The 12,549-nt window shown below is 47.2% G+C and carries 12 protein-coding genes; 5 read left to right on the top strand and 7 right to left on the bottom strand.

All coding sequences use genetic code 11. The features are described 5' to 3' along the window. Positions 1-363: 363 nt before the first annotated feature. Positions 364-1,113, top strand: coding sequence for a protein phosphatase 2C domain-containing protein (locus OLM33_09465; protein ID MCW1713880.1), 750 nt, complete (start codon positions 364-366; stop codon positions 1,111-1,113). Positions 1,114-1,211: 98 nt separating this feature from the next. Here the strand turns inward: OLM33_09465 and OLM33_09470 are convergent, their stop codons facing one another. From OLM33_09470 to OLM33_09495, 6 genes are all read right to left on the bottom strand, one after another. Continuing rightward, a complete protein-coding gene (locus tag OLM33_09470) occupies positions 1,212-2,084 on the bottom strand; it encodes a hypothetical protein (GenBank protein ID MCW1713881.1) in 873 nt (290 codons plus the stop codon). Positions 2,085-2,245: 161 nt separating this feature from the next. Beyond that, complete coding sequence (locus OLM33_09475) at positions 2,246-3,022, bottom strand: metallophosphoesterase (GenBank protein MCW1713882.1); 777 nt, start codon at positions 3,020-3,022, stop codon at positions 2,246-2,248. A gap of 291 nt (positions 3,023-3,313) precedes the next feature. Then, entirely contained in the window at positions 3,314-3,805 is a 492-nt protein-coding gene (locus tag OLM33_09480; protein ID MCW1713883.1) for a hypothetical protein, read from the bottom strand. Positions 3,806-4,008: 203 nt separating this feature from the next. Further along, positions 4,009-6,084 (bottom strand): S8 family serine peptidase, encoded by a 2,076-nt coding sequence (locus tag OLM33_09485; GenBank protein MCW1713884.1) that lies wholly within the window; start codon positions 6,082-6,084, stop codon positions 4,009-4,011. 232 nt (positions 6,085-6,316) lie between these two features. Further along, positions 6,317-7,945 (bottom strand): hypothetical protein, encoded by a 1,629-nt coding sequence (locus OLM33_09490; GenBank protein MCW1713885.1) that lies wholly within the window; start codon positions 7,943-7,945, stop codon positions 6,317-6,319. A gap of 419 nt (positions 7,946-8,364) precedes the next feature. After that, positions 8,365-9,279 (bottom strand): hypothetical protein, encoded by a 915-nt coding sequence (locus OLM33_09495; protein ID MCW1713886.1) that lies wholly within the window; start codon positions 9,277-9,279, stop codon positions 8,365-8,367. Positions 9,280-9,507: 228 nt separating this feature from the next. On the opposite strand from OLM33_09495, the gene OLM33_09500 reads away from it, so the two are divergent. Further along, on the top strand, positions 9,508-9,702 hold the full coding sequence (locus tag OLM33_09500) for a hypothetical protein (GenBank protein ID MCW1713887.1): 195 nt from the start codon (positions 9,508-9,510) through the stop codon (positions 9,700-9,702). A gap of 594 nt (positions 9,703-10,296) precedes the next feature. On the opposite strand, the gene OLM33_09505 is transcribed toward OLM33_09500, so the two are convergent. Then, the gene (locus OLM33_09505) at positions 10,297-10,437 is read right to left on the bottom strand and encodes a hypothetical protein (GenBank protein ID MCW1713888.1); all 141 of its coding nucleotides are present in this window, start codon (positions 10,435-10,437) and stop codon (positions 10,297-10,299) included. Positions 10,438-10,941: 504 nt separating this feature from the next. Here OLM33_09505 and OLM33_09510 point away from each other — a divergent pair. The 3 genes from OLM33_09510 (at position 10,942) to OLM33_09520 (ending at position 12,510) form a co-directional block, all read left to right on the top strand. Next, entirely contained in the window at positions 10,942-11,514 is a 573-nt protein-coding gene (locus tag OLM33_09510; GenBank protein MCW1713889.1) for a hypothetical protein, read from the top strand. Further along, entirely contained in the window at positions 11,514-12,002 is a 489-nt protein-coding gene (locus OLM33_09515; GenBank protein ID MCW1713890.1) for a gamma-glutamylcyclotransferase, read from the top strand. Before OLM33_09510 ends, OLM33_09515 begins: the two co-directional genes overlap by 1 nt. A gap of 193 nt (positions 12,003-12,195) precedes the next feature. Next, positions 12,196-12,510, top strand: a complete 315-nt coding sequence (locus tag OLM33_09520) for a phage head closure protein (GenBank protein ID MCW1713891.1) — start codon at positions 12,196-12,198, stop codon at positions 12,508-12,510. Positions 12,511-12,549: the final 39 nt, after the last annotated feature.

A 12,549-nucleotide genomic window follows, 5' to 3' on the forward strand; every position in this document is an offset into this window, starting at 1 on the left:
TGATTTGTCGCTATTTCAATTATACCACATAAGGGGCTTTCCTCTTGTTTTTATCGCGTGATCCTATATGTAGTTTTCAAGGTCCAAATCTCGCTTCTCATCTATTCTTGAGGTGGGAAAGTTGAGTATATAATATATAACAAGGAACTCTTGGTTCTTTTGTGCCGGACAGTGCAAAAAAAAAACATCTATCTGCCATGGCTGCAAGATACCTCTGTAAAATAAACCTATTCGGGATCTATCCTGTCAGGCTTTAACTCTATGCAGGGTTCTCCCCCATAAGGGCAAATCCATAATTACCGACATTATGTTTTGAGTTATAATTCTCCTTGAGTCACATTATTATTTGCGGGGTATAAAAAAATGAAATTATTGTTTGGTTCCGCTCAGGACATAGGAAAACGAAAAGAGCAGCAGGATGACTTTTATGTTTCAGACCCTTGCCGGACAGACGGATCTAATCCGGGACTTCTTGTCGTTTGTGACGGGATCGGTGGTCTTCCTTGCGGAAAAGAGGCGGCGCAGATCACCTGTGATGCCGTAAAAAATTCCATCATGAGTGAGAAACGGATCTCTGATATCCACGGCGCATTGCTTAAGTCACTTCGGGACGCAAATAGAGCCCTGTTGGATTTCATTGTATCCAAAGGAAAAGTAATGGAGTGCGGGTGCACTTTAGTCGCAGCAGCTTTACAGGATGACATGCTCTTTTGGATATCCGCCGGAGACAGCCATATCTATCATATATCAGGCAAAAGTATCACACAGCTGAACGAGGATCACACTTACGGGAAGGTCCTCGATGCCGCCGTGGCAAGAGGCGATATTGACAAAAGCATTGCTGATAAACACTCAAAAAGAGATGCTCTGACAAGCTTTGTCAGCTTTTGGGAGGTGACGAAAGTCTCATCCGGCAAAATGCGCATTTTACCCGGAGATTCTGTCCTGCTGTGTTCAGACGGACTTTACAGGGAACTTTCCGAGGATGAGATGATTGACGCGTACTACCCGGATCCGATGAAATGGGCAGGCCGCTTGATAGAGAAAACATTGTTGAAGAACGACCCTTATCAGGACAACGTCACGGTTGTCATAGCATCCGCTCTAGAATAGCAAACCGTTCGAGGAATCACTCATGGCGTGTTGTCCAGATCAGCTGGATTCCTCAGGGAGAGGGCCATCTAAAGTAATATAAAAAAAGCACATTCTGATCAATTACTGCCTCTTGCAAATTTTTTTTTGAACTCTTCGTATGGAATGCTGTCAGCGATTTCAATGCCCATTCGGGCAAGAAGATTCGGTATGGTCTTTTGCCTTTCCATAAATACGCGGAGCTGATCCATGCTCCACGGGCGGCTTGAGAGCTCCCTCCTGTGCGGAATTTTCAATCGTTGCTCAAAGGTGATGAGTTGAAGGTCTTCAAATTTGATAGGCCTACTGGCACTATCATGGGAAATGCTTGAAGCCCGGTCATGGGTCTTGCGACAGATGTTAGGATATTCTTCTGTCTTAGGGTTTATATGGTTTTCTTCCGAGGCAATGGTTTTATGGGCAACTGAAATTTTCCCAAGAAGGTCGCTTACACCCTCCTTCAATGCCCTTTCTTCCAGGTAGTACGGGTTCGGTTTGAGAACGCCGTCCGATGCAAACAATACCCGGCCCCACTCAAGGTCCTTGGGAATGTTGCGAAACTTGGCAGCCGCAAGCCTTTCTATGATCGTATCTTCGATCGAGACGACAAAAATTGCATGTCCGGAATATTTAACCTTGCCCACCCTTCCGCATCGGGGTTCGGACACGAATTTCACTGACAGTTCATGTTCAATGCTGCAAAGACGGTCCCCTAGCCTGGCAAAACCGTTGTTTTCCAGCAAGGCCTCATGGAACGGGATGTTTTCAGAGAGGAGATCAATGTTTATATATGAATAATTGCCTCCGGTGTATAATTCCGTCGCGCTATCAAAGGCAAGGATAGGAACCGGCCTTATTTTCTCCTTACGTATAAGCTCATACAGCCGAGACATGAAAAAAACCTTCTTTTCAATTCCTGTCAGCCTGTCGGTAGATATTTCTTTGAGTTCCATGTGCCGCCCCCCTTTCCCTGATCGTTTTCCATATTCCGTTCATGTTGTCCGGCCTGTCTGCCCCGCACCGTTGACGCAGGTTCGGGTACAGGGCAGCGGCAGTCTTTTTCTACAGGAATTGCCCAAGCAACTACAGGCGATTCACGCAAGGGCTGCTGCGGCTAAAGAAGCTCGTATACATAATGACGCATAGCTGTGAAATTCCCCTCTTCGCTGCTCACGCAAGAACTCGCGGTCACCGATGAGATTTCCTTAATATCCTTATGATAATGCCCGAAGAACCACTTTTTGAAACGCAGCTTGCGGCTTACGTGTTCCAGGTAAGGGGATACGGGGTCGTATTCGTAGACTTTATCCCCAAAAGACTCCCTAAGAGGCGGAAGCCCCATTGCATCTACGGCTCCGGACGGTCCCGCGTGGGTCACAACAAAGTCCACTTCCCAGTTGTGTTTTTCAAGCTGGTTCAGCCCGTAGCAGTATTCGGCGGTCGACGGCTCTTCCTGTGACCACCAGCTTATACCTTCGCTTCTGTAGTTTTTGTCCACGGAGATCCCCCCGCCGAAACACCATATCTTTCTGCCGTCTATCGTATATACATGTCCCCGCTGTCGGAGATGCAGCACGGACGGGCGCAGCACACCGACCTTTCCTCCGTACCCGGACTCAACGGGGAACCGCATGAGCCTGTTGAAATTTTCATGGTTACCGTCGATAAAAAGCGTTGTGAAAGGCATATTTTCGAGTTTGTCCAGGGTGTAGTCTTCCAACCGTTTGTATTTTGTGGAATCGTCCCACCAAATGACTCCGAAGTCTCCCGCAATGATAACAACGTCCTCTTTCGTCAGAGGTGTTTCTCTGCTTTTTTCTTCACTCTTGCAGAGCGCCTCTAATCTGGGTAGCGGCTCTGAGTGTGTGTCGCCGGTCACGAATATGGCCATGTCGTTTTTACCTCTCTCATATCGGTATTTGGTAATTAATTAAGGTCCGCACTTGAGTACGGCGGCGGAGCGCCGTTTGGTGATTTCCGTGCCTGTTGAGGCTGCGCGGTCGGCCTCTGGAGATCCCGCATATTCGGCTGCGGAACACCGGACATTATTGAAAATCAGCGCTTCTGACCTTTGTTGCTTTTGGCTGCTCTTTTATAAGGGAGCGGGAAGAACGTTGCCGCATATATATCTTCCCGCTCTCCGCAAGGCTATTCCGGGAAAATGCCCTTGCTTGCCTAACTTTTATTTCTTATCCCGCGTCAGGCCGTGTATCCCCACCATCTTTTCTATCCACTTCTCAGTCTCGGTCAAGGCATCGTTGCCGATCAAAACAACACGTTCGCTGTTCTTATCGAAATCGGTCTCGTAATCCAACAGATAGTACCTGTCGTCCCGGGTCACCCTGAAACGTACCATAGGATAGCTGTAAACAAGGCCTTCCACCATGGTCCCGTGATAGATCTCAAGGAGGTCATCCCTGTCGATCTCGTTACGTGGCATGTCGCCCCACTTCAGCTCCTTGTCGGAGACCGTCTCAGAATCGTCGTCCAACGCACCAAGCGTCGTATCCCTGAGCCTGGACCCGATAAACATCGTCTGCAGGTCTTCTGACGGATCGTCGGTGCAGAAGTTCCTCCAGCCACCTGCCTTTTCAGTCAGTTTTGCGATGACCCTGACGTGCTCGTGAAGTTCCCCTGAAATCAAAACGCCGCTTGTGTCATTTTCTTTGAACAACTTGGTTGCCCCCTTCGATTTTTTGGCATATCCCTTAATGGCCGGGATATGCAATTAATTTGACCGCTGGCTCCTCATCTTCTTTGTTCCCTGAATTACAGGGGCAGAAAACAAACGAGTTAAACATCATAGTTGCCGGAGAACGACATGATTTTTTTCTGTTGGGAAGTGCGGGAGGGGGAGTCCCTCCCACACTTAATCCCCTACTTATTTTTTCCGCGCAACAAAGGAACCAAGCTCAGGAAAATCAAGGCAAATCCTGCAGCCGGACCGGTGCTGCATCCGCCGCCTCCTCCGCCCTCAGATGGCGCAGGATCAGGTGTAGGGTCAGGGTCAGGTGTCGGTACGGGATCAGGTTCGGGTGCAGGATCTGTTTCCCGCGCGTTCAGCCTGCATGTTGCGACCAGGGATCCTTCTCTCAACGTTACCGTGTAAAGACCTACAGTTGTTGGTGTTACTGTGATATTTCTGCCGCTCTGCGTGTAGAAGGTATTGGGATCAATATCCCAGACAAAGTCGCTGTCGGTCACACTCGCGTTTGCCGGTTCAACAGTAGCTTCAAGTGTGACTGACTTGTTTACCTGAATATCTACTGTCTCGTTTTCGGAAAGCGTTTCGCCTTCGTGTTTGATGGCGACTGAAGTCGCAGGCACCGGGGCATTGGTCACTGTTACCGTGACCGTGTTGCTCACCGTTCCGTTTCCGTCCGCTGCCGTTGCATATATCTCAACTTCCATATCCGTATCAACAGATCCTGTCTCTATTGTATGAACTCCGTCTGAAGTCGTTACGGAAGCAACTGCCGTGTTGCTGGAGGTGAAGGTCACATCCTTGTTGTCAGCGGTGTATGGAAGGACTGTTGTGACATCTATTTCAGCTGTGTCTCCCTCCACTATTCCGTACGCAGACGGCGTTATAATCAGTTCCTTCACCGGTATCTCTATGTCAAGACCCCTCGCGTCGCCGAGGACTTCCTTTGATTTCTTAACGGATGCCGCCGCGTCAAGGAACCCTGTTTTTACGTATCCGCCTATTGTAGTGGCGGATTCTCCGTTATGGGGAGCCACTTTCTGATTCCTGCTGACGTTGGCGCCCGCAATTATCAGTTCTTTTATCTCAGCTGCCGTAGCATCGGGAAACAGCTGCCAGAGCAGAGCGGCTGTTCCCGAGACGTGCGGTGCCGCCATGGACGTTCCGCTTGCGGTCCAGTACTCTCCTGGACGGCCGAGGCTGGCTATTTTCATGCCCGGAGCTGAAAGATGAGCCTGTGCGTCTTCAGGTCCGGCGGTGCTGTAGCTGCTGAACGGGGCCAGATTCCTATTTGAATCGTGCGCCGCCGCCGTCAGGAAGTTGTCCGCGCTTATGCCCCCGCAGGCGGGCATGATAGTCACGAGCTGCCCATCTGCATCTTCCCAGATGCCATCATGCAGGTCGGCCGCTATATTGCCGGCTCCGTGTACCACAAGAAGCCCGGCATCGGACGCCCTTTTGTAGTCACTGAGCATATCCTGGACCACAAAGTTATCCAAGGGTGTGCCGCCTCCCGTGGTTCCAAACGCACGTTGTATTATCATTCTCGGTTCTCTTCCTGTACGTTCCTCAAGGGTATCGTAGAGTTCACCCAATATCCAGTCGAAGGCCTCTGTTTCACCTGAATTGCCGTATATGAATACAGGGATTATTTTCACCTTGGAACTGCATCCGGCTATTCCGATATCGTTGTGCCTTGCCCCGACTATCCCGGCCACGTGGGAGCCGTGCAGGGCCCGGTCGTAACCACAGGTGCTTGAAACGTCGTTTTTTGTCTTCCAGTCTGAGGCTTTTATGATCTCAACGATGTATCTGTATTCAGTGTCGCTGTAGTGCACATAGGCACCTATAAAATCTTCGTCGGTTTCGGGGTCGTAACCAAGGCGGATAAACGAACCCCGCAGATCCTCGTGGTCGAGCGCGATGACTTCCTCCATGACGACCACAAAAACTTCTTCTGTTGAAGCGCTAAGCCTTGAGTCAAATGCGTTCCATACGACATCGAGGTTTGAGTCGTCAATTCCCCACTGCCTGTCAATGTACAAATCATCGGCGGCGGTCTTTGTGTAATCGCTTGTGATTCTGGGGGCGTATGTGTCGTTGACCTGCAGATAATCAGGCATCTCCAGCCCGTCGATAATTGACGAGGCGAAAGCTATCCCGAATACTGAGATTAGTGCTGTTATGGCCACAAAACAAGTGAAGAGGTTTCTTTTGACGAAACGTCCTGAAAGGAATGTTTTTGGCATGGTTTTTGTCCCTCCGTTAAAAGGTATTTTCAACATTAGAGTCATTAGAGAAGTGAGTTGCTCGGAGAAACTGTTTTTTTTTTTACTTCCCTTTTAACGGCAAAATTATTATACCATTTTTTATTAATGCTAAACAACTGTTATTTTGTTTTAATTCAAATTTTTATTGAAACTTAGGCTGCGACAAATAAAAAACGGTCATCGAAGCCATTCCCAAGTCAGTTTTTTTGTTTTATTCTCCGGAGATTTCTTCATCGCGCTTCTTTGTTTTATTCCTTTTTCTTATCTTATCCATATCAAGCTTAGGTATCTTCGCCCTGCTTTCCATTGACTGCGCTATCCAGCTGTAGAAGTCGGGAATTTCATCAGAGACGATGACAGGCCTTGTTATATCGCAGGCCTTATATCCCAGGGCCTTCATTGTCCTGTATCTCGCCTCCTCTATGGCATCATCCGGAAGGAGCATATATGGAGACAGGACAGCCATGACCTCATTGGGGATGTTTACCTGCATTCCTTCGAAAGGATCCCGTTTGTGCCTTTTCACAGCGTCTTCATACTCTTTTGCGATGAATCCGATCTCATACAGGATGTTTTTCGCGTCTTTATTTGCCGTCTGAGGCAGGCGATCAAGGTTTTTTATCCTGTAGCCGCTTTTCTTAAGGTAGTCTGCCGTATCTTCCGGAGGGATCGCCCTGAAACAGAAACCGCCGTTTCCGTAGGCTTCACGGGTTATAAAATCATTTTCGAGCAGTATTTCCGGAACAGATGACATGTTCGCGGATGTCCAGATCACAAGTGATTTTCCCGTCATGCTCTCCAGGGCTCTTGCTAAGGCCTCCCTTTGCTTTTTTGTCCAGAGGTCAAGCGAGAGGGCGTAAAAGGACGATTCGGGAAAGAGCGATGCAGTTCCTGCTGCCCACGGTATATACCTTTCTATTTTGCCGTATTCTCCGGTCTTGAGCATTATCGTGTCCGCTGATCCGGCCATGTAGAGTGCAACTCCCTTTCCCAAGTTCCTGCAGACAGAGGTCCGGATCGGAGCGGTGGCCTCTTTAAGAAATGCCCCGAGAAAATGGGAGCTGCCTTCCGGAAATGTCCCGGAGTAAAACTTGAATGTTTCCATATCGTCGTCCGATATGAATTTTTTCATTGCATAAGAAAAAATAAGGCTGCCTTCGGGTTTTGAAAGCATATTGACGGTTTCTCCGGCAAACCTGGCGAAAACGGGGGTGAGCTTCGGCACTTCGTGGACAGGGCTATCCCATTCCGGTGAGGCCATCCACATCCTGAAAGCAGACCTCGCAGCCGCTTCAAGAAGTGACAGGGAAGCGCTCTCCCAGAACCACTGCGTCATTTCCTCAGGGCGCTCTGTGGATGAGATCACGGCAGACGCGGCGAATGACGCGAAATCGTCAAGCGTAGTCACAGATGGGGCGAACAGCGCTTCAAGAAGAAAATCTATGTCCGTGACATGCGGTACGAATTCCATGTACTCGTTGTACTCATCGAGCGCGACATTTAAGGAGAAGGAGCGGATCTTCTTCTCATCCTCACCCGATGCTGACATGAACATCTTGTCAAGCGGCAGCCCTGAACGGACAAGCGTTTCTCCGTCCGGGAACATAACTGTGTCGAAAGGCCTGTTCTTGCAGAAAAAGAATTCCTCTTTGATGTGCTTTTCTGCAAGGGAGAAGCTGTTCGTCGGAGCGAGCCGCCTGCTCATGGCGAGTGAATTTTCAAAAAAAGTCGCGGGAACGACATCAGGTCTGGAAGCTAAAGATGCCGCCCTGTTTTTATTCCTTAAAAGCCAGTGCTGCATAACTTCATCTGACGGGCCAATATATCCGGTAGATCTCATGGCATTTACCTCCGGTTTGATTTATGGAGTCATGTGAGTTGGTTTGGCAGGCTTACGCAGCCTGAAGCGGTATTTGAGGTGTTGAAATGTTTACGGTTGGTTGTTGTTTCAGAGATTATACATCAGAAAAGATTACTTGTCATCATCCCGTTTTAAGAATCAACCCGGCATAAGCAGCATCGCAAATCTGGAAATTATCTAGGAAATGAGACTGTCATTTATACGAGCTGTTTTTTTATGCTGTGAAAAACTCAAGATAAGATCCGGAACAGACATCCTTCGGGACTCGCGAAACCTTCAGCCTCAGATACGGCCGATTGTCCCCAAGAAAGAGCGGGCTGTCTAAAAGAAAATTTTGAATTGATGCCTAGGTCATTTGAGCAAGAAACCGCAATATTTTTACAGCCTCAGGGGATAGGTCAGTTATCAGGAACTGTTGATATGAAGGAACGTATAGCTTCGCGGAACGAAGGGGCGATTTGCAAGAGCTCTTCAAGCGAACTGTCCATGACTCCGCCCGAAATAAGAGTATCTTTGGCAGCCGCTTCGCTGTCTGCCGAAGCGAGCCGCTTCATGGCTGATACGAACCAGTCGCCGTAGGCTTCAAGCGCTGTGGCGCAGGCCGGGGCGAGAGTGTCCGGACAGTCTTTATAAATAGCGAGGATATCCGCTATGTCTTGAGCCGCCTCTGTGATTTTGGTGTTCAAACCCCTGTCGCAGTATGACAAAAGTTTGTATGTCATCAGGTCCGTATCGTTAAGGGCGTTGACCCCATAAAATTTCTCCGGTGTACCGAAATTGAACCGTTGTTCGCACATAAGATCCATTCTTACGGTAGTCTCGCCGTAAATTGCCCACACCATGACCGTATCTTTGTCTATGTATGGCTCTCGCTTCATTTTGAGGTCCGTGGATGCGTGAACGCGGGACTTTGTGCTGTTGAACGGGCCGATTTCATGAGAGAGAAATGCAATGTCCGCGGCTCTCCTGTAACCCCCGTGCCTGATGGAAGAGAGGGCCCCTCCGCTCAAACGGAATCTGCCGGTTTCAAGAAATCCGCAGTCGATGTGTTCTGTTATGATCTCAATTATTTCTTTCGGAGAAGTGCTGTTGGACCATTCCTGCCTGGAGATCGGCACCCCGCCGCCAAACTTTGCCGCCAGCCTTTGCAAGAGTTCCCTTTCATCATCGTTCAGCCAGTCATTCCTGATATACTTCGAAAAGCGGCAGTCCAGGAGGGTGAAAGCGTCAAAAGCTCCCATCTCCTTCTCCTGTGTGTCCCACAGCAGGAGTAATAGGTTAGGATATTTCCTGAAATCGACGGTTTCTTCCATCCGATCGCCCCTCCATATTATCCTTTATTACATTCTATCTCGTATAATAAAGAAAAGATATCAAGTATAGCAGTGCGGGTGCTGTTGCGGAATACTGGCAAGTCAGGCACGGTCGCGGCTGTCTTTCCAGAGCCTTTCCTTGCGTGCCGCCGTCCGCGAACGCTTTTCCACGCGCTCATTTATAAAAAATGCGCACGAAATTTTCTATCACAAAGGGAGTTGATAAATTTGCCGTATTTCATAAGGCCGTTTTATATCTCCCGGGAAGATGCCCTGAAAATAAGAACGGAAGAGGAAGCGATGTTTAAAAGGGCTGCCATCACCGCTTTGGGTGAAGATGTATTCAGAAAAAGAAATTTCACTGTAAGGTTTGCCGGAATATTTGAAACAGGAGAAGGTCCGAACGTTGACAACGAGCAGTAAAAATGGTGTATGGCTTTCAAAAGAAGACGTTCAACACAGAGGACAATTTCAACAGTTTTTATGAATGAAAATATATACTCACAGTTGCCATTATAAATTATATTGACTGCGATCAATCGATAAAAAAACAAAAATTGCAGGTAAATAACGAAATATTGCGAAAACGGCGAAATCCAATGCAAACTCCCACTTGTCGAAAACTTTCACAAAGTGGATTTTATCCAGGTCCAGACTGGGCAAAATGATGTTTTTAAGGGCGTTTTTCGGCTGTTTTAGCCCGAACTTTGCAACATTTTCCCACGTTCTGCAACATTTTTCTCTTGACTTCGGAAATTTTTTTGTGATTTCTGCATTCCATTTTTGGGGATAATCACAGGCTAATAAAATGATTACGGGGAGTAACTTTTAGTCCGAGTGCAAAGTACTCCGTGATAAAGCCAAAAGAGCAGAGCATAATAGCCAATGACCCGCAGAACTAGAGCCACCCGGCACGGTGATAAAGAACCATTCCTATAAATCCATCGCAGCAATATGCTGCAATTAACTACGATGCGAATCGAGCAAATCCGTCCCGGATGTTCTCTTCGCGTGCCTTTAACTGCCTTTAACAACTGCTCCCCAACCGCTTGCCCACGCTCTGCCCTTGAGAATTTCGCTCATGTCAATTGTGTAGGTCTGACCCCTTGTATTTCCTTCCTCAAAGAAAGCTTTTCTGATATCATCGATTTTGGTCATTGTCAGCATCCTCCGTTCCTCCCTCTTAGAGCTTGGTCGCACTAAAAGGGTATTTGGTTTCGGTCGTGCTTTCAATGGCCGTTTTGCAAAACTGGGGATTTTCATTTTACAATTCTGGTGATTTTTAGCTTACAAGAAACAACCCTTTATAACTGCTCTAATAAACAAAAGCCCAAGCCGTATTTTCCAAGGGTTAACTAAATATGTCAAATGTGTAGGTCTGACCCCTAGTTTCTCTACCTAGTTTCTACGGCCGCTTTTACTGCCATTGGGACTTTGCGATAATTCGCAAATGATCCCCTTTCTGATAACAGGGACCGATCTCTTCCATCGGCCCCTGTTTTTCTTTCCCGGCAAAAGCATTCCCCTGACTCTCGAAAGCAGTTTTGCGTTTTTTTCTGTTGTAAAATAGCCCAAACAAAAATATTTAAAATACAATAGCATATGTATTGCGGTGGATATTATTTGATAGTATAATATGTGGACTTTAGGGAGGCGATGTATATGCCAAATATTCGAAGCGAAGACTCAGGACAGATTATCGTAAGGCTGCCGGAAAGGACCCGCAGAGCGCTTAACATCATTGTCAGGCACAAAAATGAGAAAAATCCGGGTGCAAAATTCTCGGCGAACTCCGTGATCCGGCATGTTATTGAATCACACATCGACAAATATATGAAGGAAAACCGCGATGTTATTGACATGATCCTTGAAGACATCCGCGGCCGGATCAAAAGAGGGGAGTTCAAAGGCGTGTCGAAGAACAACCTTTGGGGAGGGGCGGATGTCGGGGTATTGCTGAAGACCAAAACCGCCCAAAAACAGGGGACTTCCAAGACGGCTTTTTACGGAAGAAGCGACGTTTTTGTAATTTCCGACTATGCACAGGAAATCAGTGCTCTGTTTTACGAACTCGGAGATACCTTCTTCGGCAAAATCGACTATTACAGCAAATACGAGTTTTACGGCCGTCTGGCAGAGGCAGCAAACAGGCAGATAAAAGTTTCGGACGATCTGGGCGTCCTTCTGGCAATGCTTGACGAAATCGACAAGATGAGAAAGGAGAATTTTATCTGATGAACAAATATGAAGACAATAACAGGACATACAACTTTGCATTCGGTTCGAACATGCTGTCGTCACGAATGAGGTCAGATGGTTCTGTCAATTATGAACGCTGTCCCAGTGCAGAATTCATCGGAATTGCGAGGTTGGATGATTATCGTTTTATCATTAGTGACAGGAAGCAAAAAGCTTCAGTTATAAAAGCCTCGGGTAAATATGTGCTGGGTGTGCTGTGGCTTATCTCAAAAGAGGAAGAAAGGACTCTTGACTTAAGGGAAGGAACTAACATAGATCCTCCGTCGTATGATAAGCAATATATGGATGTTCAATGCAACGGAGACACCATCAAAGCACTTGTCTATGTTGACAGTTCTGAGAAAATCAACAAGGCCAATAAACCAACAGAAAATTACATCGGCTACATAATCGACGGGGCAATTGAGCATAAAATCAATGAAACAGATCCCGATTATTTTAAAGAACTGATGTCGTGGAAATAATGCCCTTAATATTTTTTTGTTTGTTGTAAGCTAAAAATCCCCGGTGGGGATTTAATTATGCAAACGGGATTTTAAGCTTGCAAAAAACATATTATGTCAAATGTGTAGGTCTGACCCCAATTGTTTTCCACAACGAATTCATAAACGCAATTTAGTCCTAAATTGAATTGAGGGCAACGAAAGGGGCTTTGTTATGAAGCTGAAAGATAAGAAAATAGAGATTTTAGCCGTTACGCACACACAAGACCCGGAGGGTTATTCGATTGAAACATTAACCCCCATATCCCCGCCCATATGGGCGTACTTCCGGCAATTATCCGGAAAAGAGGTTTACGCCGCTATGTCCGTACAGGCGACCGAGGAAGTCCAATTCGTGATAAACTGGCGCAACGACATAACCACGCGGCACATTGTCCGCTACAAGGGCGTTGATTATGACATTACACGGGTAGATACGTTCGAGGGGTACAAGAACGATTTAACGCTGTATGCGAAGCGGAGGGCGTAAAAAAGTATGTTATGCCCCGTTTATAAATAATTTATCACG

This window comes from Synergistaceae bacterium DZ-S4 (genome assembly GCA_025943965.1).
GTDB lineage: Bacteria > Synergistota > Synergistia > Synergistales > Synergistaceae > Caenicola > Caenicola nitritireducens.

What these genes read in the sequence shown, in the direction of transcription:
- OLM33_09505 (MCW1713888.1), bottom strand. Translation starts at nt 10,437, where the DNA reads ATGACCAAAATCGATGATATCAGAAAAGCTTTCTTTGAGGAAGGAAAT.
- OLM33_09515 (MCW1713890.1), top strand. Translation starts at nt 11,514, where the DNA reads ATGAACAAATATGAAGACAATAACAGGACATACAACTTTGCATTCGGT.
- OLM33_09470 (MCW1713881.1), bottom strand. Translation starts at nt 2,084, where the DNA reads ATGGAACTCAAAGAAATATCTACCGACAGGCTGACAGGAATTGAAAAG.
- OLM33_09490 (MCW1713885.1), bottom strand. Translation starts at nt 7,945, where the DNA reads ATGAGATCTACCGGATATATTGGCCCGTCAGATGAAGTTATGCAGCAC.
- OLM33_09475 (MCW1713882.1), bottom strand. Translation starts at nt 3,022, where the DNA reads ATGGCCATATTCGTGACCGGCGACACACACTCAGAGCCGCTACCCAGA.
- OLM33_09485 (MCW1713884.1), bottom strand. Translation starts at nt 6,084, where the DNA reads ATGCCAAAAACATTCCTTTCAGGACGTTTCGTCAAAAGAAACCTCTTC.
- OLM33_09495 (MCW1713886.1), bottom strand. Translation starts at nt 9,279, where the DNA reads ATGGAAGAAACCGTCGATTTCAGGAAATATCCTAACCTATTACTCCTG.
- OLM33_09520 (MCW1713891.1), top strand. Translation starts at nt 12,196, where the DNA reads ATGAAGCTGAAAGATAAGAAAATAGAGATTTTAGCCGTTACGCACACA.
- OLM33_09465 (MCW1713880.1), top strand. Translation starts at nt 364, where the DNA reads ATGAAATTATTGTTTGGTTCCGCTCAGGACATAGGAAAACGAAAAGAG.
- OLM33_09510 (MCW1713889.1), top strand. Translation starts at nt 10,942, where the DNA reads ATGCCAAATATTCGAAGCGAAGACTCAGGACAGATTATCGTAAGGCTG.